Annotated in this window: 22 protein-coding genes; all 22 read right to left on the reverse strand. The window is 40.4% G+C overall.

The genetic code is table 11. The features are described 5' to 3' along the window. Nucleotides 1-52 precede the first annotated feature (52 nt). Complete coding sequence (locus IAE53_RS03480; protein ID WP_148423843.1) at nucleotides 53-694, reverse strand: TetR/AcrR family transcriptional regulator; 642 nt, start codon at nucleotides 692-694, stop codon at nucleotides 53-55. Between the two features lie 9 nt (nucleotides 695-703). Further along, on the reverse strand, nucleotides 704-1804 hold the full coding sequence (locus IAE53_RS03485) for an ABC transporter permease (RefSeq protein ID WP_200135972.1): 1101 nt from the start codon (nucleotides 1802-1804) through the stop codon (nucleotides 704-706). Next, nucleotides 1782-2519 carry an ABC transporter ATP-binding protein gene (locus tag IAE53_RS03490; RefSeq protein WP_200135973.1) on the reverse strand — a complete coding sequence of 246 codons (738 nt, stop codon included), beginning with the start codon at nucleotides 2517-2519 and terminating at the stop codon, nucleotides 1782-1784. The genes IAE53_RS03485 and IAE53_RS03490 overlap by 23 nt, the downstream gene beginning before the upstream one ends. Before the next feature lie 111 nt (nucleotides 2520-2630). Beyond that, on the reverse strand, nucleotides 2631-3536 hold the full coding sequence (locus IAE53_RS03495; RefSeq protein WP_010276303.1) for a DnaJ C-terminal domain-containing protein: 906 nt from the start codon (nucleotides 3534-3536) through the stop codon (nucleotides 2631-2633). 66 nt (nucleotides 3537-3602) lie between these two features. After that, a complete protein-coding gene (dnaK, locus tag IAE53_RS03500) occupies nucleotides 3603-5450 on the reverse strand; it encodes a molecular chaperone DnaK (RefSeq protein WP_200135974.1) in 1848 nt (615 codons plus the stop codon). Nucleotides 5451-5529: 79 nt separating this feature from the next. Then, on the reverse strand, nucleotides 5530-6090 hold the full coding sequence (gene grpE, locus IAE53_RS03505; protein ID WP_200135975.1) for a nucleotide exchange factor GrpE: 561 nt from the start codon (nucleotides 6088-6090) through the stop codon (nucleotides 5530-5532). Nucleotides 6091-6107: 17 nt separating this feature from the next. Beyond that, entirely contained in the window at nucleotides 6108-7133 is a 1026-nt protein-coding gene (hrcA, locus tag IAE53_RS03510; protein ID WP_200136058.1) for a heat-inducible transcriptional repressor HrcA, read from the reverse strand. A 121-nt stretch (nucleotides 7134-7254) separates the two neighbouring features. Continuing rightward, entirely contained in the window at nucleotides 7255-8202 is a 948-nt protein-coding gene (gene ribF / locus IAE53_RS03515) for a riboflavin biosynthesis protein RibF (protein ID WP_148423838.1), read from the reverse strand. A gap of 2 nt (nucleotides 8203-8204) precedes the next feature. Next, entirely contained in the window at nucleotides 8205-9113 is a 909-nt protein-coding gene (gene truB / locus IAE53_RS03520) for a tRNA pseudouridine(55) synthase TruB (RefSeq protein ID WP_200135976.1), read from the reverse strand. Then, nucleotides 9091-9630 carry a PTS sugar transporter subunit IIA gene (locus tag IAE53_RS03525; protein WP_010295214.1) on the reverse strand — a complete coding sequence of 180 codons (540 nt, stop codon included), beginning with the start codon at nucleotides 9628-9630 and terminating at the stop codon, nucleotides 9091-9093. Before IAE53_RS03525 ends, truB begins: the two co-directional genes overlap by 23 nt. After that, nucleotides 9627-10814 (reverse strand): aminotransferase class I/II-fold pyridoxal phosphate-dependent enzyme, encoded by a 1188-nt coding sequence (locus IAE53_RS03530; RefSeq protein WP_200135977.1) that lies wholly within the window; start codon nucleotides 10812-10814, stop codon nucleotides 9627-9629. Before IAE53_RS03530 ends, IAE53_RS03525 begins: the two co-directional genes overlap by 4 nt. Before the next feature lie 94 nt (nucleotides 10815-10908). Then, the gene (gene rbfA, locus IAE53_RS03535; RefSeq protein ID WP_004910896.1) at nucleotides 10909-11262 is read right to left on the reverse strand and encodes a 30S ribosome-binding factor RbfA; all 354 of its coding nucleotides are present in this window, start codon (nucleotides 11260-11262) and stop codon (nucleotides 10909-10911) included. A 44-nt stretch (nucleotides 11263-11306) separates the two neighbouring features. Further along, nucleotides 11307-13817: a translation initiation factor IF-2 gene (gene infB / locus IAE53_RS03540; protein WP_200135978.1), complete on the reverse strand. Its 2511-nt coding sequence runs from the start codon at nucleotides 13815-13817 to the stop codon at nucleotides 11307-11309. Further along, the gene (locus IAE53_RS03545; protein ID WP_010295223.1) at nucleotides 13818-14138 is read right to left on the reverse strand and encodes a ribosomal L7Ae/L30e/S12e/Gadd45 family protein; all 321 of its coding nucleotides are present in this window, start codon (nucleotides 14136-14138) and stop codon (nucleotides 13818-13820) included. After that, nucleotides 14128-14424, reverse strand: coding sequence for an RNase P modulator RnpM (rnpM, locus tag IAE53_RS03550; RefSeq protein WP_139967914.1), 297 nt, complete (start codon nucleotides 14422-14424; stop codon nucleotides 14128-14130). Before rnpM ends, IAE53_RS03545 begins: the two co-directional genes overlap by 11 nt. A gap of 57 nt (nucleotides 14425-14481) precedes the next feature. After that, nucleotides 14482-15582: a transcription termination factor NusA gene (nusA, locus tag IAE53_RS03555; protein ID WP_148423834.1), complete on the reverse strand. Its 1101-nt coding sequence runs from the start codon at nucleotides 15580-15582 to the stop codon at nucleotides 14482-14484. 23 nt (nucleotides 15583-15605) lie between these two features. Then, nucleotides 15606-16082, reverse strand: coding sequence for a ribosome maturation factor RimP (rimP, locus tag IAE53_RS03560; RefSeq protein ID WP_148423833.1), 477 nt, complete (start codon nucleotides 16080-16082; stop codon nucleotides 15606-15608). A 258-nt stretch (nucleotides 16083-16340) separates the two neighbouring features. Then, the gene (gene rpsN / locus IAE53_RS03565) at nucleotides 16341-16610 is read right to left on the reverse strand and encodes a 30S ribosomal protein S14 (protein WP_004910882.1); all 270 of its coding nucleotides are present in this window, start codon (nucleotides 16608-16610) and stop codon (nucleotides 16341-16343) included. After that, the gene (rpmG, locus tag IAE53_RS03570) at nucleotides 16610-16759 is read right to left on the reverse strand and encodes a 50S ribosomal protein L33 (protein ID WP_002815032.1); all 150 of its coding nucleotides are present in this window, start codon (nucleotides 16757-16759) and stop codon (nucleotides 16610-16612) included. The genes rpsN and rpmG overlap by 1 nt, the downstream gene beginning before the upstream one ends. A gap of 161 nt (nucleotides 16760-16920) precedes the next feature. Further along, on the reverse strand, nucleotides 16921-17829 hold the full coding sequence (locus IAE53_RS03575; RefSeq protein ID WP_200135979.1) for a manganese-dependent inorganic pyrophosphatase: 909 nt from the start codon (nucleotides 17827-17829) through the stop codon (nucleotides 16921-16923). 49 nt (nucleotides 17830-17878) lie between these two features. Then, nucleotides 17879-20317 (reverse strand): DNA topoisomerase IV subunit A, encoded by a 2439-nt coding sequence (gene parC / locus IAE53_RS03580; protein WP_200135980.1) that lies wholly within the window; start codon nucleotides 20315-20317, stop codon nucleotides 17879-17881. A 51-nt stretch (nucleotides 20318-20368) separates the two neighbouring features. Next, the gene (parE, locus tag IAE53_RS03585; protein ID WP_200135981.1) at nucleotides 20369-22441 is read right to left on the reverse strand and encodes a DNA topoisomerase IV subunit B; all 2073 of its coding nucleotides are present in this window, start codon (nucleotides 22439-22441) and stop codon (nucleotides 20369-20371) included. Nucleotides 22442-22559 lie beyond the last annotated feature (118 nt).

Here is a 22559-nt window from a genome sequence, read left to right on the forward strand (position 1 = left end):
TTTTGTTGACTATGCCGCCAAAGTTGATTAATTTTGACCTTGACGGCTTTTTCTATTTCAGAGCTTTTTCCACAACGACTATTCCCTCAGAAATGGCGTCTTCCAAGGAAACATGACTATTGATTTGATACCCAACAACAATACTGATTATTGTGCTACTAATCAACTTTATCACCTGAAAATCGCTGATATTACATATTTCACCACGCTCTCGTAATATGCTCAATAATGGTTTCACCTCCTCAACAATTGCTGTACGAAAATGCTGAATCATCTGTTCTGCAAATTTTTTATCCACTAACACTTGAACCAATGCAACTTTGATAGCTGGCAAATTATTTTGGATGAAATGGACGCGATTTGAGATGACTAAAGTCAAAATCTCGTGCAGCGTCGGTATTTTCTCACTTAAAGTGATTTGAGACAAAAATTCATGAACTGCACTTTGGAAAACATTGTCAAGTACGGGCGCAATGCCCTTAACCAACAACTGATTTTTGGTTTTAAAATGTTTGTAAACCGTGCCTTCCGATACACCAGCGGCGCTGGCAATATCTTTCGTCGACGTTTGCTCGAATCCTTTTTCTGAGAATAACAGCAAACTGGCATTCAACACCGCTTGCTGTTTTGAACTCAGTGCATCATCTTTTGCTGATAATTGCTTAAATAGTGCAATTAAATTTGTTTCTGTCATTAAGCCTCCTTAAACACGCCGATATCTTTTCAAGCCAACTATATTTAACACTAATAATATTATAACAAATCCAATTAGCACAACTAAATCCAGCTTTACATCGCTAATTGAGGCGCCTTTTTTAATCACATTAGTTAACGCATCACCGCCATAGTATAGTGGCATTATTTTAGCAACACCTTGCCATATTTGATTCATACCAGAAATATTAAAAATACCTGAAAAGAATATCTGAGGCACAACTAAAAGTGGAATAAATTGAATCATTTGAAATTCGGATGCGGCAAAAGTGGATACTAGTAATCCTAAACTCAAAGCAACCAAAGCTAAAATAATGTTGATGATCAAAACAAGTACAAATGAACCCTGATTTTGCACACCTAATACGAAAAAAACATAACTAACAATAATCACAGTTTGAAGTACTGCCAGTGTGCCATAAGCTAGTGTATATGCACTGACAATTTCATAACGTTTAATGGGCGATATTAGCAACCGGTTCAATGTTCCGGTTGTACGTTCATGCAACAGCGAAATACCAGAAATTAGAAAAACAAAGAAAAATACAAAGAAGCCAACCATTACAGGTGCAATACTAATAAAGAGTGAACTGTTAGATTTTCCATAAATATAATTTTCATTAATTGTCATACCACTGTTAATCTCAGATATTGGTCGACCTGATTTTGTTAGTGTGGTCACCTTTGCCAAAGCCGACTGAAGTTTTGACATTTGTTCACCTGAAACTGTCTTTGTAAGAGCTGCTTTCACAATACCAGTGAGACTCGTGTCTGCATTTTGATATGTCACTGTCAATTGGTTTTCTTTTTGTGTTACAACAGCAGATAAATTATATTGCTTCAATGATTCTTTGGCGGGCTTCCGCTCTTTCAGGGACACAAGATGAAGATTATCATTTTTCTTCAATTGATTGACTATTGTTTGGTCAACTTGATACACACCTAGTCTTGCAGTTACTGAGGATGAATTTTGTAGGATGGCAAACAACAGTGTCAAAATTAACAGTGGAGCAACAAAGACAATAGCTAATGTACGTTTATCCCGTCGTAACTCTGTCATAATTCGTTTAAATATGGCTATTATTCTCATAACGTTCTCCCGCCTTGATAAATACTGATTCGATATTTGTGACCTGATATTGTTTTTCCAAGAAAGTCGGCGTATTGTCAGCAATGATATGTCCGTCTCGCAACATTAACAGTCGATCAACCGTCTCAATTTCAGACATGACGTGTGTTGTAATCAGAACTGTCTTACCTTGTTGATGCAATTTATCTAATTCTTGCCAAATTTTGATTCTAAGTTCAGGATCAATCCCGACTGTTGGTTCATCCAAAATTAACAATGGTGCATCTGATAACAATGCAATTGCGAGAGATAATCGTCTTTTCATACCACCTGAGTATTGGCTGACCCGTAAATCTAAGTGATCCTGTAAATCAACAGTTTGGCTAACCAAATGAATTTTGTCAGTTAATACCGAACAAGATAGCCCCATTAGTTTTCCAAAAAATGACAGATTTTCCAAACCAGTTAAATTGCCATATAACGCGTCATTTTGGGCCATATAACCAATATTTTGCAGAGCTGATCGATTAGGCATGTCGCTGTTCAATAACCTGACTTGTCCGCCGTCCAATCTTAACATGCCAAGCATTGCGGCAATAAGCGTGGACTTTCCAGCACCAGACGGACCAATTAAACCAACTAATTGCCCAGAATTGATTGTTAAACTAATTTTATTCAACACATGGTTAGTTCCAAAGTGTTTATCAACATTTTTAAGTTCAATCACTTTTTCCATGTCACACCTCATTATTTTTATTATGTGAGTGAGCGTTCACTCACTTTTGTATAAAATATAACACAAAACACAAAAAAATGACAGAACAAAATTATTCTGTCATACCAAATTCTACAATTTATCAAAGAACCCTTTGCGCTTTGTGCCAGTTGTTGCTTCTTGAAAGGCCTCTAACGCCTTCTTTTGTTCTTTGTTCAATTTTGTTGGCACATCAACAGTGACAACCACAAATTGATCACCATTCCCGTTACCACGCAGTCGAGGCGCACCCTTTCCACTTAGGCGAAATCGCTTACCAGTCTGTGTGCCGGCGGGAATACGTAACTTAACCTCTCCGTGCACAGTTTTCACTTGGATATCATCACCCAAAGCAGCCGTCACGAAACTAATTTTTTGTTCAAGATAAACATCAGCTCCGTCGCGTTCAAATCCGTCACGCGAAGCGGATACTTGGAAGACAACGAACAAATCACCATGTGGTCCACCGTTAAAGCCTTCTTCACCTTGACCAGCCAAACGCATTTGTTGACCAGTTTCAACACCAGCAGGCACGGTCACTTTAATTTCATGTTGAGAGCCATCACCACGTTTGAACTTAATCGTCGTTTCTTTACCAAAGATGGCTTCTTCAAATGTCAAACGCATACGGTACTGTAAATCCTGACCTTTTCTTGGTCGATTTGGATCATAGCCACCACCAAACATCTGACTGAAAATATCTCCTAGATCAGAAAAGTCACCAAAGCCACCTTGCTGCTGGTAACCGCCAAAACCACCTTGTCCACCAAAACCGCCTTGCGCGCCAGCTGGTCCAAATTGATCATATTGCGCCCGCTTTTGCTCATCACCCAAAGTTTCAAAGGCTTCCTGAACTTCTTTATACTTATCTTCAGCTCCTGGCTCATGGTTCAGATCAGGATGATATTTTTTTGATAACTTTCGATATGCTTTTTTTATTTCATCTTGACTAGCGTTCTTATCTACGCCGAGACGGTCATAATATTCTGTGTTATTCACGTGCCCGCTCCTTCTAATTTATGTACACAAACCGCACTCAACGAATGCGGTTTGCATGATCAATAATTACTTCTTGTCGTCTTTTTTAGGATCAACTTCTTCAAAATCACCATCAACTGTATTGTCATCAGCTGATTTTGCTTCACCCTCAGCCCCATCTTTTGGTGCCGCTTGTTGATAAAGCTTCATTGCCAATTCACCGGCAACCTTTGTCAATTCTTCTGACTTAGCTTTCAAATCAGTTAAGTCAGCGTCCTCAGCAGTAGCATCTTCTTTGGCCTTTTTCAAAGCTTCCAAAGCATCTTGGGTTGGCTTTTTATCGTCATCACCTAACTTGTCGCCAACTTCTTCCAAAGTCTTTTCAGTTTGGAAAATAAGTTGATCGGCTTCATTGCGCGTGTCAACCGCTTCTTTCTTCTTAGCATCGGCTTCTTCGTTGGCCTTAGCATCATTCATCATTTGTTCAATTTCTTCATCAGACAAACCACCGGCGGCTTGGATAGTAATCTTTTGCTCTTTTTGAGTACCCAAATCCTTGGCTGAGACATTTACAATACCATTACGATCAATATCAAATGTCACTTCAATTTGTGGTACACCACGCTTTGCAGCTGGAATATCTGACAATTGGAATCGTCCTAATGTTTTATTATCAGCAGCCATTGAACGTTCACCTTGCAACACATGAATATCAACTGCAGGTTGATTATCAGCCGCAGTTGAGAAGACCTGAGACTTTGATGTTGGTATCGTAGTGTTGCGATCAATCAACTTTGTGAAGACACCACCCATAGTTTCAATACCTAATGATAGAGGCGTCACATCAAGCAACACAACATCTTTAACATCACCAGTAATCACACCACCTTGAACAGCAGCACCTAAAGCAACAGCTTCATCAGGGTTGATTGAATGGTTTGGTTCTTTGCCAGTCAATTTTTTAACTGATTCTTGAACGGCTGGAATACGTGTTGAGCCACCATTCAAAATCACTTCATCAATGTCTGAGAATGACAAGCCCGCATCCTTCAAAGCATTCAAAACTGGTTGTTCCGCTTTCTTAACCAAATCAGCTGTCAATTCATTAAACTTAGCACGTGTCAAAGATGTTTGCAAGTGCAATGGACCTTGATCACCTGAAGCAATAAATGGCAAATCGATTTGTGCTTCATTAGCTGAAGACAATGTCTTCTTTGCAGATTCAGCGGCATCCTTCAAACGTTGCAAAGCCAACTTGTCATCTTTCAAATCAATGCCATTTTCAGCTTTAAATTGCGCTGCTAAGTAGTCAATGATTTTGTTATCGAAATCATCCCCACCAAGGTGAGTATCACCATTTGTTGACAATACTTCGAAGACGCCATCGCCTAATTCAAGAATAGAAACATCAAATGTTCCACCACCCAAATCATAAACTAAAATCTTTTCATCTTTGTCTAATTTATCTAAGCCATACGCCAAAGCAGCTGCAGTTGGTTCGTTAATGATACGTTCAACTTCCAAACCGGCAATCTTACCAGCGTCTTTAGTTGCTTGACGTTGTGCATCATTAAAGTAAGCAGGCACTGTAATTACTGCTTTATCAACTTTTTCACCCAAGTAGTCTTCAGCATATCCTTTGATGTATTGCAAAACCATTGCTGAAATTTCTTGTGGTGTATAATCCTTACCGTTTGCTTTAACTTTGTAACCAGCTTCACCCATGTGTGACTTAATTGAAATGATTGTGTCTGGGTTTGTAATAGCTTGGCGTTTAGCCACGTCACCAACTTGGCTTTCACCATTTTTAAATGACACAACTGAAGGTGTGGTACGACCACCATCTGGGTTTGTAATAATTTTTGGTTCGCCACCTTCAAGGACGGCAACCGCTGAGTTCGTAGTTCCTAAATCAATACCAATAATCTTTGACATGAATATATTCTTCCTTTACTTTTTAATTAATTAGTTAGTCTTTTTAAGGTGTGGTGCCAGCGCTGAATCACCATAGTAACTATTTTGCAACCGCAACCATCGCTGGTCGCAACACTCTATCTTGTAACATATAACCCTTTTGCAAAACTTGTGCGATTTGATCTACTTCAACTTCATCACTGTCAACAGATTGAATGGCCTGATGTTTCGTTGGATCAAAAGTGTCGCCAACTTTACCTGTTGCAGCAATACCATTATCCGTTAGAGCCTGAGTCAACGTTTTAAGTGTCATTTCAACACCTGTCTTAATTTGCTTAGCAACTGCGTCATCCGCTTCAACTGCCAAAGCACGCTCTAAGTTATCAACTGCTGGCAACACTGACGTTGCTAAACGTTGTCCGTCATATTTACGAATGCTTTGTAGTTCACGTGCATTACGTTGCTGAATATTTTGAATATCTGCTTGAGATCGAAGTAATTTATCTTCTAATTCAGTAACCTTGGCAGTCAGCTCATCAATTTGTGACTGTCTTGGATCGACATCAGTCTGTAAGTCATCAACATCAGCTTCAACTTCTTGCGTTGTCGCCTCATCGTCAACAACTTGTTCTTCAACCACTTCTTCGTTTTTATCTGTCACAGGTGTGACCTCCTAAATTATGTATATTCAATCATCTTTTGACTTAGTGCTTCTCCGAAAGCGTCCATTAGTAACGCATTCTTACTATACGCCATCGGTATTGGACCAAGTAAAGCAATAACACCACTACCTTGATTAGGTACCAAGAAATCTCGCGTAACCAAGCTGAAATTGGAGAGCAGTTTTTCGCCAATTTCTCGACCAATTTTAATTTGGACTTGCGCGGAGGGTGTCGCAATTTGCCTAACCGCTCTTGCATTAGTGAGAAACTCAAGCAGTTGCTTAATATTGTTAACACCAGTTTCACCACTGAAATCAAGGACGTTGAGCCTGCCACCAATATGAACATTATCGCCAACGGAACGAGCCAATACATCACCAAACAATTGCAAGAACGCTGCCGGCGTTTGAATCATGCGACTCATTTGAGTCGGCAACTCATCAGATTGCATCATTTTTAGAACATCATTAACTGGTCGACCAACCATCTGCTCGTTAATGTATTTAACCATGCCCTCCAAAGATTCAATTGCCATTTCGTTTGGTAGTTTGAAAGTTTGGCTTGTTACCTTACCGTCATTAGTCACAAGAACCGCAATTAATTGGTGCCCCTCTAATGGTACGAGACGGAAGCCAGAAACTTTAATATCCACACGCTTAGGTTTAAGAATTAAAGCCGTATAGCCAGTCAGTGCTGAAAGTGTTCTCGCTGTTTCATCCAACAAGTCATCAATTTCATGGAAATTGCCTCGGAAAGATTGAATAACAGCACGAACATCTTGCGGAGAAGCCTTGCGGGTGACCATCAAATGGTCAAGATAATACCGATAACCCTCGTAAGATGGCACTCGACCCGCAGAAGTGTGTAATTTTTTGATAAAAGCATCAGCTTCTAGTGTCGCCATCTCATTACGAATAGTTGCAGAACTCACTTTAATATTAAGTTGCTCTTGCAGGCTTTTTGAACCAACCGCATGAGCAGTCTGAGTATATTCATAAATGATAGCACTCAAAATTAACTTTTGTCTGTCGGTCAGTGCCATCTCATCACTCCTTTTAGCACTCTTTTTTTTAACTGCTAACATCTTTTATGATACACCTATTTTTCAAAAAAGCAACCCTTTTTGGCACTCTTTTTATAAGAGTGCCAAAAAAGACACTTGATTATTCTTCAAGTGTCTCAAAATATTGTTGCGTCGCCGTTTGGTCTTTAATAAGTTGTTCAATTAGTTCCTCGGCATTATTGAATTTAACCTCACCGCGCAAACGATGATACCAGGCTACCTTAACTGCTTCACCATAAACTTCATTATGAAAATTTAAAATGTTGATTTCCACCGTCACTGGTCTGTTGTCACCAAAAGTGACGTTTCTGCCAATGCTTGCCATGCCAATAAACCACTGACCCGCAATTTCAATTTTGACGGCATAGATGCCAATTCCTGGTAGCCATTCTTGTTCTGGCGTTTGAATATTAGCAGTTGGAAAACCTAGTTCGCGCCCTCTCGCCTCGCCATGAACAATCATCCCCGTTGTCGTGTGGATTCGCGCCAATTGTTTGGCCGCCTCATCAACATTTCCATCGTCAAGTAATTTCCTGATTCGTGAAGAACCAATTTTTTGATCGTCTAAGCTGAATTTTGGCACAGTAATTGCTTCAAATCGTTTGCCAGCATAACCTTGTAAATGCGTCATGTCACTATTGGTATGTGCCGGACCATACAAGTGATCAAATCCAGCAACAACTGCCACGGGGTTTAAATGCATTAATATCTCATCCACAAATTGTTGTGCTGATAAATGCGCAAGTGCAGATGTAAAACGCATGACATACACGCGATCAACACCTAGTACAGACATCAGTTCAATTTTTTGATCCAACGGGGTTAGGTATCGTAATGGTTGGGTTAACATTTTGAAAGCGACAATCGGATGAGGATCATATGTTAATACAGCGAGTGGAACGTGACGTTTCTCAGCTTCGCGCTTAGCATGTCTGATTACCGATTGGTGGCCTTGATGAACGCCGTCAAAAAAGCCCATCGCAACAACTTGTTGAATTGGCTCGACATCATTTTGAATTGGATAGTGAAGTTTAATTATATCTGTCATATTTATTGATTATCAAATACATAACGCGAACGCCAAACTTGCTCACTGTCATCATACTGATAGACTGCTTTTAATTTATCGTTATAATAAAGTTGTTTCAAAAATGAACTTGGTTCCCAATCGGCAATTTTTTGACCATTTCTAACGGCAAACCATTCATCATCTGAGAGAACGTGAGTAGGCCAAGTCAAAATATCTTTGATCGGCACAATCGTCTGACGTAAATCATCTGGTGCAAGCTTTTCCACCTCTGATAAGTCATGAGCTTCACTCAATGTGAATCCACTACCCATCGTCCGTGTCAAACTTGTCATTGTTGCTGGTAGATCAAGCCTCTTACCAGTATCCGAAGCCAACGTCCTAATATAAGTACCTTTTGACACAGTTGCCTCAAAATTAAATTTTTGGACACTATTTTCAAAATCGATATCTGACGTTCGATGAAAATCATAAATCATTGCATCGCGTTCTGGACGCGCCACTGTCTCACCTGCTCTGGCATAATCATAAAGTCGACGACCGTTTACTTTCACAGCTGAATACATCGGTGGCATTTGTTTAATTGAACCATTTAAAGATTTTATTGCAATATCAATTTTTGCCGCCGTAATCGGTATATCGATTGCCCTTGTTGCAATTACAGCACCATCTAAATCCTCTGTTTCCGTCGCAAAGCCAAGAGTGATTTCACCAACATAGCGCTTAGGCCTAGTTTGGAGTTCATCGATTAGTTTAGTCGCCTTTCCAAGTGCAACGACTAACACACCCGCCACAGATGGGTCTAATGTACCAGCATGCCCAACCTTTTTTTGCCCAAACAGCCGACGCACCTGCCTAACAACATCAAAAGAGGTAACACCTCTTGGCTTGTTGACAACCAGAACGCCATCAATCATCTGTTTGTTTGTCATTAAAGTCATCCTCGGATTGCCAAATATTTTGGCCAGCATAGACTGAACCAAAACGGACTGTTGGAATTTGGCGTTCTGCCCAAACAACATAAACACGCACAGCCTCACTGTTTTGCGCTAAGATTTTTTGGTTAGCTGTTCCCACGACATCACCGGCATGTAATTGTTGTCCGGTACCATAACATGCCAATCGAGCAGCTTCACCTTGACCAACTAAGGTCATGGTAACACCTTGACCATGACCATCCGTAATGATTAACTTTTCGGTGGTCGATTCACTCACAATTCCGGATACTGGTAGCATCAAATTTCCGCCATTTGGAATTAACATAATACCATTGGCAGCTTGATAATGCTCATCATGGCTTTCTTTAATAGGTCTTAATTGTCCAGTGGCTGGTGCCACTAAAACAAGCGTCCCTGATTTTTTTGCCATTTTAATAGCATTGAGCCGCCCAGTCGCATTTACTTGTGTTTGTTTTTTCTTCAAGCGAAAAATTCGTTGCCAAAAATTCATTTTGAACTGCGTACCTTTTCAATATACTTTGTAATACGTTTCATGCCCTCAGCCAAATCTGCATCAGATGCGGCGTACGAAATTCTGATGTATGGATTAGGTTCATCACCATGGCTAAATGCTGAGCCGGGAATCACAGCGACTTTTCCCTGCTGTGCCAGTGCCAATGCAAAGTCATCCCCATCATTGCCTAAATCTTCAGGTAGCTTTGCAAATAGATAGAAAGCACCTTCAGGTTCAACAACCTCAAACCCCAAATCTTGCAATTGCGCCAACAGATTATCACGACGATGTTGATAGGTATCACGCATCAACACCGGTGCATCCATCACGTCACGCAAAGCAACTAATGCTGCATCTTGAACAAATGTTGGTAATGCAAATACTAGCGCACCATGTACTTTTTGCATTTCATCAATAATTTCTTTTTGCGCTAAAATAAAGCCAACCCGATAGCCTGTCATGGCATGTGATTTCGACAAACCGTTAATATAGATTGTTTGTTCAGGAATGATTTCAGCCAAGGAAACATGTTCTTTGTTATAGGTCAAAACCGAATAAATTTCATCAGAAATAACCCAGAGCTGATGCTTTTTAAAAGTTACTGCCAGCGCTTCTAATTCTTCACGTGAGTATGTTACCCCAGTAGGATTAGTTGGATAATTCATCAAAATAGCTTTTACTGGAACTTTTGCTTCAGCAATTGCTTTGTCCACCATTTCCGGTGTCAATTTGAAGTCATTTGGTGTCGTATCAATACTAATTCTGGTTCCGCGCGCCAGATCAAGTGACGCAAAATAAGGACCATAAGCTGGTTCAGGAATCAGTAATCCGTCATTAACATTTAATAGCGTTTGAAAAACGGCATTGACGGCCTCACTAACCCCCTGTGTCACAATAACGTTATCTTCATTTTTAAAATTCAAATGATATTTTTCATTGAAATAAGCAACAACTTCTTGTCGCAAATCCGTTTCACCCTGACTCTCAGCATAATGCGATCGATTACCATTTACTGCATCAATTGTCGCCTGCTTAATTTTATCGTCAACATCAAAACCAGGTTCTCCAAAAGTAAGACGAAGAATGCCAGGAATATCGCGAATCATCAATTGAAAGTTCAGCAATTTATCTGCCGCCATCTCTGCAACAGCACTGTTGATTGGTTGTGTCAATTTAGTCATGTATTAGCTCATTTTCTTAAAATAATTTTGATAATCCTATTTTAACACAAAAGGCTCTTCCCCAAATGGGGGAGAGTCTTTTCTTCACAACTTATTAATTTTCTTTGTGCAACTGACGGATTAAGTCCTCAATATGATTACCATATTGAACGGAATTATCACGCACAAATTTTAATTCAGGAATCTTATACACCGTCAAACGCGAACCTAATTCTTTCCGAATTAAGCCACTAGCGGCTTCTAATCCTGCTTGTGCTTTTTTAGCATCACTTGCTAAATCAGACAAGATTGAATAATAAATCGTTGCAATTTGCAAATCACCTGTCAATTCAACACTTGTGACAGTAACATCTTGTACACGAGGATCATTGATTCGCTTGAGCAATAGATCTGTTACATCACGTTGAACTTCTTGAGCAAGACGACCTGCGCGTTGTGGATTAGCCATAACTGCATGCCTCTTTTCTTTAATTGATTATATTTGTTTCTAGGTTACTTAGGCTTAACTTCTTGCATCACGTAGGCTTCAACCACATCACCCACATGAACATCGTTGTACTTAGCCACAGTGAATCCAAATTCAAATCCCATCTTGACTTCGTTCACAGCATCTTTACCACGTTGAAGTGAGCCAACCTCACCATCAAATACAACAACCCCATCACGAATGACACGAACTTTTGATTCTTTGGTAATTTTACCTTCTTCAACCATAGCACCGGCAATGGTACCAACTTTAGAGAACTTGAAGAGTTCTTTAACAACAACTTGGCCGATAATCTTTTCTTCAAATACAGGTTCAAGTTGACCCTTCATAGCTGCTTCGACATCATCGATAGCGTTATAAATCACATTGTAGAAACGAATATCAACTTTTTCCGTTTCAGCTTGGGATTTAGCCAATGGCGTAGGACGCACATTGAATCCAATGATAACAGCCCCAGATGCTTCGGCCAATGTCACATCAGATTCATTGATAGCACCAACAGCCGTGTGGATAATATCAACACGAACACCATCAACTTCAATTTTCTTCAGTGAGCCAGAAAGTGCCTCAACCGAACCTTGTACATCAGCTTTAACGATGACCGGAACAGTCTTCATGGCTTTTTCTGCCATTGTATTAAACAAAGTATCAAGTGTAACGACTGAACCAGAGTTACGAATTGCTTCTTGCGCACGCTTTGCACGTTCTTCACCAGCTGCACGAGCTGTTTTTTCATCAGCCATAACAATGAAACGATCACCAGCTTGTGGTACATCATTCAAACCAGTAATTTGAACTGGTGTTGCTGGTAGAGCCGCTTCTAATTCTACACCGCGTTCATTAGTCATTGTTCGAACGCGACCATAAGTATTACCTACAACAATTGGGTCACCAACATGCATACTACCTTGTTGCACCAACACAGTCGCAACAGGTCCACGTCCACGATCCAAACGCGCTTCAATCACTGAACCACGAGCAGGCATATCAGGATCAGCCTTCAGCTCAAGCACTTCAGCTTGTAGCAAAATCATTTCCAATAACTCATCAACATTTTGTCCAAACTTAGCAGAAATCTTAACAAAGATTGTATCACCGCCGTATTCTTCAGGCACTAAATCATATGCCATCAATTGGTTCATCACATCATCTGGATTGGCACCAGGCTTATCAATCTTGTTAACTGCCACGATGATAGGTGTTCCGGCAGCTTTGGCATGGTTAATCGCTTCAATTGTTTGTGGCATAACCCCGTCATCAGCAGCAACCACCAAAATTGTCAAATCCGTCACGTTAGCACCACGTGCACGCATCTCTGTAAAGGCGGCGTGCCCTGGTGTATCCAAGAAAGTGATTAGCTTGTCATTCAAACGAGTTTGATAAGCACCGATGTGTTGTGTAATACCACCAGCTTCGCCCTCAGTCACATGCGAATTACGCAAGTAATCTAACAACGTAGTTTTACCATGATCGACGTGACCCATGATTGTAACAACAGGTGGTCGCGGTACTAATTTACTTTCATCAATCGTTTCATCGTCGAAGAAGCGATCAATATTGGCAACGTCTTCTTCTGCTTTAACTTTAGCATCAATGCCATAATCTGCAGCCAAAATTTCAATCGTATCTTCATCCAAACTTTGGTTTTGGTTCGTCACAATACCTAGCAAGAACAACTTTTTAATAATTTCTGCTGTATCACGGTGCAAAAGTTTTGATAAATCTTGGACGTTCATACCAATACGATATTCCAAAACCTCTGGCAATGGCTGCTCTTTTCGAACAGTCACTGGTGCAGCTGGCTGATGCTTTGCTGCAATACGACGTGACTTTTTAGATCCGCGTGGACGATCATTACGGCGTGGCGTTTGTTGTCCTGTTCCATTAGTATTGCGCTTGCGTGAATTATTACGCGCAGAGTTATTACCAGAAGCCAATGCACCACCAAACTTCCCGGTTCCAGCAGCAGGAGTTGCTGGTTGTGCTGTGGCTGCAGGCTGTGCTTTAGGTTGCGTTGCTGGTTTAGCAGCAGCCTTTTTAGGGTGTTTAACTGCTTCAGAAGCTTGTCGCTTTTTTTCGTTTTCATTCACGTACTGCTTGAGACTATTGTCAGGCTTAGCTGAATAATCTACTTGTCCGGCGCGTGGCTTTGTTGACCAATTTTTCTTTTCACGAATCATTGGACGACCTTCAGATGGTGCCACTCGTGAACCTGGACGACCGTTATTACGGTTGGTATTGTTTGTATTTGAGCGACTCTGACTACTGTTGTTTGGTCGATTTTGAGATGTATTACGCTTTTGACCTTGGCTACCGTTATTTTGGTGACCTTGACCATTATTATTGTTATTTGGACGTCCTTGACGTGCTGGACGCGAACTGTTTTGAGCTGGTGTTGCACCATCCGCTAACTTAGCCGCATGGCGTCGTTGCGATGCGGGCAATTCCTTACGTTCTGGCACTGCCTGTTTTCTTGCAGGACGGTTTGAGCCTGAGAATTTCTTTTCTTCTGCCATTTAGTTCCGCTCCTTTTCTGATATTAATTGTTTAATTTTGCGACTAAAACCATGATCTGCAACAGCAAACACACCTCGATTAACACCGATGGCGTCTGTCAATTGCTGCTTAGTATAGTCTTGTACTAATCTGACATTGTAAAATGATGATTTGTCGGCTAATTTTTTAGCTTGGCTAGCGCCACCATCGCTTGGAAAAAATGCTAATGACACTTTTTGCCCACGAATGGCTGCAAGAGTCGGTGCCGTTCCCAGCACTAACTTGCCAGCGCGCATTGCCAAACCTAGCAAATTTAATATTTGTTCGTCTTTACTGATCACCGAACAACTCCCGACGTGCTTGTTGATGATCAACGTATGCTATCAGTTCATCATAAAACTGATCAGGCACTTTCACTTCAAACGCTTTATCAAAGATGCGCTTTTGTTTAGCTTTTTCCGCTACGGCCACATCTAAACTAATGTATGCACCACGACCATTTGCCTTACTTGTAGGATCTAAAGTGACATTACCTTCTTTGTCGCGAACAACACGAACGAGATCTTTTTTAGGAAACATTTCACCTGTTACAATGTCTTTTCGCATTGGTATTTTACGAGGTTTCATAGTTTTAAAACATTAGGTGTGGAGTTTAGGTTGTCACACACCATGTATCCTTTCAAATTATTCTTCGTCTTCGTCAATTTGTTTGTCGTCTGCAGGCTTTTGCGCTAATGTTTCTGCTGCTTCGCTTTCTGACTTGATATCAATCTTAAATCCTGTCAAACGAGCCGCTAAACGTGCATTTTGACCTTTTTTTCCAATTGCTAATGATAATTGGTTATCAGGCACAATGACAGTCACCGCGCGGTCATTTTCGGAATCAAAAATAACATCCGTTACTTCAGAAGGATTCAAAGCGTTCGCAATGTATTGCGCTTCGTCCTCAACCCACTCTACAATGTCCATGTTTTCGCCAGCTAACTCGTTGACAACGCTTTGAACACGTGCACCGCGTTGACCAACCATAGCGCCCACAGGATCTAAATCACCATCATGCGTGTAAACAGCGATTTTTGAACGATCACCTGCTTCACGTGCAATTGACATAATTTCAACCGTACCATCGTAAACTTCTGGCACTTCTTGTTCAAACAAACGCTTAACCAAATCAGGCGCTGTACGTGAAACGAAAATTTGTGGCCCCTTGGCATTGTTTTCCACTTTATTGACCAAAACCTTTATACGATCACCCATACGGTAACGTTCATTTGGCATTTGATCATTGGGGGCCATGACAGCTTCTTGATTGCCTGGTAAATTGACATATAAGAAACGCGAATCTTGTCGATCGACTTCACCAGTGATAATTTCGTTTTCATATTCAGCAAACTTATTATAAACCGCTTGACGACTGGCTTCACGCATTTTTTGAACAATCACTTGTTTGGCTGCTTGTGCAGCCATACGACCAAAGTCCTTAGGCGTGACATCGAACCGAATTTCATCACCAGCTTCGTAAGCTCTATTCAAAGCCAAAGCCTCAGACAATGCAATTTCCGTTTCATCATCTTCAAGGTCATCATCTAAGACAACGTTTTTCACCTGCTTAATACTAATGTTACCCTTTTTATCGTCAAACGTTGCTTCAACATTATCGGCGGTGTTGTATTGCTTCTTGTAAGCTGCTTTTAGTGCGTCTTCTAAAGCATCCACAACAACCGAACGATCAATACCACGTTCTGCCTCAAGAGCATCAAGTGCATCTACTAATTCTTTACTCATTCGATTTCTCCATTTTTTACCGATTAAAACTGAACATCTAATATCGCTTTTGCTATCTCATCGAAAGTCAAAGGCAAATCACCATTTTCAGTTTTTAAGACTAAACCATCCTGATCAAGCGACTGAATTTTACCTTGCCACCTCTTTTGACCATTTTTATTGGTAAATAGTGATACTAATATGCTCTCGTTTGCTTCTTTTGCCCATTCAAAATGCCAATTTTCTTTCAATGGACGGTCAGCTCCGGGTGAAGAAATGTCTAACATGTATGCTTCAGGTATTGGATCAGGGTCAACCGTGTCTAGTAATTCATTAACATCTTGTGTAAAAGTTGTTAATTCATCCATTGTGATAAATTCATGTTTAGGTTTATCAATCAGTATGCGTAAAATCTTCTGACCACCTTCTTTAGTGATCGTCAAATCCCACAGCAAATCGTCATGAGCCTTCAAAGTTGGTGTGATCAAGTCTATAACAACTTGCTCCGTTTTACTGGTCATTTGCTTTCTCCTTTCGACTAAATTCAGACTACTATTTAAGGTACCCGTTTGAATACCTGTTCGTGTGTATTGACAGCAAGCGCTAATCTCATAAAAAATGAGCCGGCCTCTTTCTACAAAGTGACCCGCTCATTTACAATTGCTATGTAAATTAACTATTTTCATTATAGCTTATTTATGAAAAAAATGCAAATTGACTACTTGTTTTCATAAATAAAAAAAGCCGCAAGCCGGCTTTTTTTATTAATATATAAGTGCTTACCAAGAAGCCTTACGCACACCAGGAATTTGACCCTTGTGTGCCAATTGACGGAAGTTCAAACGTGACATACCAAATTCGCGCATGTAAGCATGAGGGCGACCATCAATCAAATCACGATTGTGAACACGTACTGGAGATGAATCTTTTGGCAAAGCAGCCAAACCGATGAAATCACCAGATGCTTTCAATGCAGCACGCTTTTCAGCATACTTTGCAACTAAAGCTTCACGCTTTTGTGCCTTAGCAATTTTTGACTTTTTTGCCATTACTTAATCTCCTTAAATGTCACTACTTTACGAAGTTTTGGTGAGTACTTCTTTAACTCGAGGCGGTCAGGCGTATTACGACGGTTTTTAGACGTCAAGTAAATACGCTCACCAGTTTCATCATTTCCTAAAACGACGTGGATACGCATAATCCTTGCTCCTTAGTGTGTTTTCTTAAAAATTTTTATTTGCTTGTCAATACAAATAACTATTATACATGAACTATTGGGCACTGTAAAGCCCTTTTTTCTAACTTGACGAAATTTTGTTCGTAAAAGTTTATATCTCAGGTTAAGAGTTTTAAAAAATCTTAAAATTGTTGTTCAAGTGGTGGCACAACTTGCTTTTTACGAGATACTACACCGGGTAAATCAATGACATTGCCTGCTAGTTTCGCATTGAAGGCACTTTCAATGGCATCGTTTGCATCCCCTAGATAAATTGCTTTTGAATTAGAATTCAAAATATCTGTAATGACAAACAAGAAGTCTTCGTAGCCTTCAGACTTGATGGCATCTTCAATTCCCGCTTGACGTGCCAAAACGTCATCAATATCAACAGTGTTCACTTGTCCAATACGGAATTGGTGACCAGCCATGTCAAATGACTTTGCATCGCCATCAATCAACTCTTTATCAGTACGTGAAGAAAGGTTAGTCCCTGCCTTTAACAAATCTAAACCATACTTTTCATAGTCTTCGAGACCAGCTATTTCTGACAATTCTGACAAAGCCACTTTATCAGCTTCAGTGGTCGTTGGGCTTTTAAGCAACAAAGTATCTGAAATGACAGCCGATGCCATCAAACCAGCTATGTTAGCTGGAATTGTAACGTCATTATTTTTAAATTCAAAGTATAAAATAGTAGCTACTGAACCCCAAGGCTTAGCCACAATATAAAGTGGTGTGCTATTGGAAAAATTGAATTTATGATGATCATAAATGGCTGCTACTGTCACATCAGCTAAATTATCAATTGATTGTGCTGCCTCGTTGTGATCGACTAAGACAACATCATCGGTATCGGCACTTGCAATAACGCGGGGTGCTTCTACCTTAAAATAACTCAAAGCGAACTTTGTTTCCTCATTTGGTGTCCCTAGTGCAACTGCTTCTGTATCCCAGTTGTATAGGTGACGCAACAAATGAGATGTGGCAATTGCCGAAGCAATTGTGTCTGTATCAGGGTTTTTGTGCCCAAAAACTAAAGTTTTAGCCATGAATTTTATATCTCCTAGATTAATATAGTTTAATTTTAACAAAAAATTATCAATTTGTCGTTAGCAATGTTAGCGGTGTCATTATCCATGGTGTCCCATTTTTATCAACATCTACAACATACTGACCATTTCCTATCCGTTGAGATGGTCGATAATCACTTAATTGAATTTCTTGAACCTGATAGCGTGTTGTCAAAATTGACAGTGCAGTGACTGTCTCGTCAAAAATTGTTGCTGTTGCCACATGATAAGCAACTGTCTTCTTTTGAGTAAAAATCAACAGTCCCTTGTTAGCACGCTTTGAACGACTAATTTCAGAAACAGGCATATACTTAAATGCCCCATTTGTTGCAGCTATTGCAACTTTTTGCTGGCTATCAGTAATTAATAGTGCTGCTTTGATGGTGTCCCCATCACGCAAATCCATTGCCTTGACACCTGCCGTACGCGCACCAATTTCTGGTACGTCAGCCAATGCGAAACGTAATCCGACGCCATTATGAGATAGTAACAGCACGTCCTGTTTAGCAACCTTATCAACATGAACAACGTTCACTAAATAACTTGTTTCCTGTTTTAGCTTAATCGCCATGGCTGACTTTTTCTTATATGATTTTGGCACAATATCTGAAACTGACGTTTGCTTAATATAACCATCATTGGCTACTAATAAGAAATCGCCACCTTGGTCAATATCCGTGAGTGCTATTGCTTTGATGACATACTCGTCATTCACCCAATTAGAAAGCTGCTGAGAAAAATGCTCACCAGTATCTTTCCATTTGGTATCAGGCAACTCATGAACTGGTCGATAAATGACATTCCCTTTATTAGTGAACATCAGCAAATGCGCCGTGGTATTGAGGGTTCCCTCAAATATTGTCAAATCATCATCCGCCAAGCCATTTTCGTTATCTGAAGCTTTATATGAACGAATCGATGAACGCTTGTAATAGCCATTTCTTGAAACCAATACACGGACATCTTCTTCAGCAATCGTAACCGCTGTATCAATCACTAGTGTTTCAACTTCTGCCTCGATTTCACTGCGACGTGGAGAAGCATACCCTTTCGTGATTGCCGCTATTTCAGCACGAATCACATCTTTTAGTGCGCTCTCATCTGTTAAAATCAAGTTCAGTCGTGCAATTTTTTCATTTAATTGCGCAAATTCTTCCTCTAGTTGCGTGACATCAGTGTTTGTCAAGCGATATAACTGTAAAGTAACAATTGCTTCCGCCTGTGGTTGCGTAAATTGAAACTTGTCGATCAGGTTTTGCGTCGCATCTTTACGATTTTTTGAGGCACGAATGGTTGCCACAACCTCGTCCAGAATTGATAGCATGCGAATTAGACCTTCAACAATATGTTGTCGTGCCTGAGCTTTTGCTAACTCGTATGCAGACCGTTTTAGAACAACTTCTTTTCGGAAATCCAAGAAAGCAGATAAACCGTCCTTTAGGCCAACGTGAACAGGTCGCTGATCGTGGATAGCGACCATGTTAAAGTTATACGATATTTGTAAATCAGTCTTTTTGAACAAATATGTCAAAATACCTTCAGCATTTGCATCTTTTGAAAGTTCAATGACGATGGACATTCCTTCACGATCGGACTCATCGCGCACTTCAGCAATACCAGCAACTTCTTTATTGAGTCGAATAGCATCTATTTTAGAAACTAATGTTGATTTGACAACTTCGTATGGCAATTCAGTAATTTCGATTTTTTGTTTGCCACCCTTCAGCGTAGAAATAGCTGTTTTAGCGCGAACGACAATTTTACCACGACCGGTCTTATAGGCTTTTTTGATACCATCCAAGCCTTGAATAATACCACCTGTTGGAAAATCAGGACCTTTAACGTAACGCATTAATTGTGATAACGCTGCTTCTGGATGATCCAGCAAGTAAGTCAACGCAGCATTGATTTCTTTCAGATTATGTGGCGGAATCTCAGTCGCATAACCAGCAGAAATACCGGTCGCACCGTTGATAAATAGACTTGGAATACGTGATGGCAAAACTGTTGGCTCATAAGTGGTATCATCGAAATTCAACACCATGTCAACTGTCTCTTGTCCCAAATCAGCCATCATCTCACCGGCAATTTTGGATAAACGTGCTTCCGTGTAACGCATGGCAGCAGCTGGATCATTATCAACTGAACCATTGTTACCGTTCATATCAATTAATGGTTCACGCACTTTCCAACTTTGGGATAAGCGAACCATTGCCTCATAGATTGATGAATCACCGTGAGGATGAAAGTTACCCATCACATTGCCGACTGATTTAGCGGATTTACGATATGGATGATCATATGTGTTACCATCTTGATCCATCGCAAATAAAATGCGTCGTTGAACTGGCTTTAAACCATCACGAATATCTGGTAATGCACGTTCTTGAATAATATATTTGGAGTAACGCCCAAAGCGTTCTCCCATCACTGTTTCCAGCGAGAGATCAGTTATACGATCTGCCATTTAACTTTGGTTCTCCTTGATTTATAACTGTCAAAATAGTGACTGCCTGAATTAATTGTCATTTTGCCATGATGTAATCACTGGCCCTTGTTCAGTGGGCGCATCAGTTGAGTCACTACTTGAACTTGACGACTCGTGATGACGAGCTTTTTCAAAGACATCACTTGACTTAGTATCGCCTTCAACCGTATCCAGAATGGAACCAGCTTCATCCATTGTAAATTGGACATTAGCTTCAATCCAGTCGCGTCTTGGCTCAACTTTATCACCCATCAAAGTTGTTACCCGCTTTTCAGCAAGTACAGCGTCATCAATTTTGACACGAATTAGAGTTCTTGACTCAGGATCCATTGTTGTTTCCCAGAGCAATGATGCGTTCATTTCACCTAATCCCTTAAAACGTGTCAGTTCATAACGTGCCTCACGTTTGCTGGTAATTTGCTCTAATTCATCGTTGGTCCAAGCAAATTGATCAGGAATTTTTTTAGATGAATATTTAACGCGATAAAGTGGTGGCAATGCAATATATACGCGACCTGCTTCAATCAACGGGCGCATATATTTGTAGAAGAAAGTGAGTAACAAAGTTTGAATATGAGCCCCATCATCATCGGCATCAGTCATGATAATAATTTTACTGAATGCGGCATCATCTACTTTGAAATCAGCTCCAACGCCACCACCAATTGCATAAATTAACGTTGATATTTCTTCATTCTTCAAAATATCAGCTAATTTGGCCTTCTCAGTGTTCAAGACTTTACCACGTAAGGGTAGAATCGCTTGGAACTTACGGTCGCGACCTTGTTTAGCTGAACCACCGGCCGAATCACCCTCGACTAAAAATAACTCGTTCTTGTCGGCATTTTTTGATTGTGCTGGTGCCAGTTTACCTGACAACAAACGATCTTTAGCACCCTTTGATTTGCCAGTACGACTTTCGTCGCGTGCCTTACGTGCTGCTTCACGGGCTTCACGGGCTCTGATTGCTTTGCGAATCAAGCTCTGCCCAAAGTCACCATTCTCCATCAAGAAACGACCTAAAGTTTCGTTGACAACCGCATCAACGATTCCACGGGCCTCTGGTGTACCTAGCTTGTCTTTAGTTTGACCTTCAAACTGTAAGAATTGTTCTGGCACACGCAATGAAATAACGGCGGCTAGACCTTCACGTACATCTGTCCCTTCCAAATTCTTATCTTTATCTTTCAACAAATTGACTTTTCGGGCATATTCGTTAAATGCTTTGGTCCATGCAGTTCGAAAGCCAACCTCATGTGTACCACCATCTTGAGTTCGCACATTGTTGACAAATGATAACAATGTTTCCGAATAGCCGTCGTTATATTGGGCAGCAACGTCAACCACAATGCCTTCTTGATCGCCCTCAAAAGTCATGACTGGTCCGATCGTTTCTTTGTCCTCATTTAAAAAGCCAACGAACGCTTCCAAGCCTTTTTCATAATGATATTCTTCAACGCGAACTGGATCAACGCGTTCATCCGTCAACGTAAATTTAACACCACTCATTAAGAAAGCTGATTCACGTAACCGCTCTGACAACGTTTCGTATTTATAAACTGTTGCACTAAATATCGATGGATCAGGCTTAAACGTTACCGTCGTACCAGAATGCGCTTTTGTTTTACCTAAATCACGCAGTGTACCAACGGGATTTCCACCATTCACAAAGTCTTCTTCCCATTTGTGTCCATCACGAACAATCGTTACTTGTAAACTTTCCGATAAGGCGTTCACAACTGATGATCCAACACCATGTAAACCACCTGATGTCGCATAGCCACCTTGCCCAAATTTACCACCGGCATGTAGGACGGTCAAAATAACCTCAGGGGTTGGTTTACCTGATTCATGCATACCTACCGGCATACCACGCCCAAAATCTTGCACAGTTATGGCGTTATTAGGGTGAATGGTCACACGAATATCATTGCCAAAGCCACCTAGAGCTTCATCAACAGCATTGTCGACAATTTCGTACACTAAATGATGCAACCCGCGACCGTCAGTTGAGCCAATATACATCCCCGGCCTTTTTCGAACGGCTTCTAACCCTTCTAAAATTTTTATTGAATCTGAATCATAATGATTTTTTTCTGGCATGTTTATTTATCCTTAAAAACACGAACCAGTGTTCGTGCGTTAATGTCAATCTATTTTATAATAGATTAAAAAATGTATTCTGACAAGTGGTAATATTTTAAAATTGATTAGTCATGCC

Origin of the sequence: Leuconostoc sp. S50, from assembly GCF_016624925.1 — a bacterium.
Taxonomy (GTDB): Bacteria; Bacillota; Bacilli; order Lactobacillales; family Lactobacillaceae; genus Leuconostoc; species Leuconostoc pseudomesenteroides.

Bases quoted from the DNA above. Each gene is read 5' to 3' on its own strand.
- IAE53_RS03480 (WP_148423843.1), bottom strand. From the start codon at position 694: ATGACAGAAACAAATTTAATTGCACTATTTAAGCAATTATCAGCAAAA.
- IAE53_RS03485 (WP_200135972.1), bottom strand. From the start codon at position 1,804: ATGAGAATAATAGCCATATTTAAACGAATTATGACAGAGTTACGACGG.
- IAE53_RS03490 (WP_200135973.1), bottom strand. From the start codon at position 2,519: ATGGAAAAAGTGATTGAACTTAAAAATGTTGATAAACACTTTGGAACT.
- dnaK (WP_200135974.1), bottom strand. From the start codon at position 5,450: ATGTCAAAGATTATTGGTATTGATTTAGGAACTACGAACTCAGCGGTT.
- hrcA (WP_200136058.1), bottom strand. From the start codon at position 7,133: ATGGCACTGACCGACAGACAAAAGTTAATTTTGAGTGCTATCATTTAT.
- ribF (WP_148423838.1), bottom strand. From the start codon at position 8,202: ATGACAGATATAATTAAACTTCACTATCCAATTCAAAATGATGTCGAG.
- truB (WP_200135976.1), bottom strand. From the start codon at position 9,113: ATGACAAACAAACAGATGATTGATGGCGTTCTGGTTGTCAACAAGCCA.
- IAE53_RS03525 (WP_010295214.1), bottom strand. From the start codon at position 9,630: ATGAATTTTTGGCAACGAATTTTTCGCTTGAAGAAAAAACAAACACAA.
- IAE53_RS03530 (WP_200135977.1), bottom strand. From the start codon at position 10,814: ATGACTAAATTGACACAACCAATCAACAGTGCTGTTGCAGAGATGGCG.
- rbfA (WP_004910896.1), bottom strand. From the start codon at position 11,262: ATGGCTAATCCACAACGCGCAGGTCGTCTTGCTCAAGAAGTTCAACGT.
- infB (WP_200135978.1), bottom strand. From the start codon at position 13,817: ATGGCAGAAGAAAAGAAATTCTCAGGCTCAAACCGTCCTGCAAGAAAA.
- rnpM (WP_139967914.1), bottom strand. From the start codon at position 14,424: ATGAAACCTCGTAAAATACCAATGCGAAAAGACATTGTAACAGGTGAA.
- nusA (WP_148423834.1), bottom strand. From the start codon at position 15,582: ATGAGTAAAGAATTAGTAGATGCACTTGATGCTCTTGAGGCAGAACGT.
- rimP (WP_148423833.1), bottom strand. From the start codon at position 16,082: ATGACCAGTAAAACGGAGCAAGTTGTTATAGACTTGATCACACCAACT.
- rpsN (WP_004910882.1), bottom strand. From the start codon at position 16,610: ATGGCAAAAAAGTCAAAAATTGCTAAGGCACAAAAGCGTGAAGCTTTA.
- rpmG (WP_002815032.1), bottom strand. From the start codon at position 16,759: ATGCGTATCCACGTCGTTTTAGGAAATGATGAAACTGGTGAGCGTATT.
- IAE53_RS03575 (WP_200135979.1), bottom strand. From the start codon at position 17,829: ATGGCTAAAACTTTAGTTTTTGGGCACAAAAACCCTGATACAGACACA.
- parC (WP_200135980.1), bottom strand. From the start codon at position 20,317: ATGGCAGATCGTATAACTGATCTCTCGCTGGAAACAGTGATGGGAGAA.
- parE (WP_200135981.1), bottom strand. From the start codon at position 22,441: ATGCCAGAAAAAAATCATTATGATTCAGATTCAATAAAAATTTTAGAA.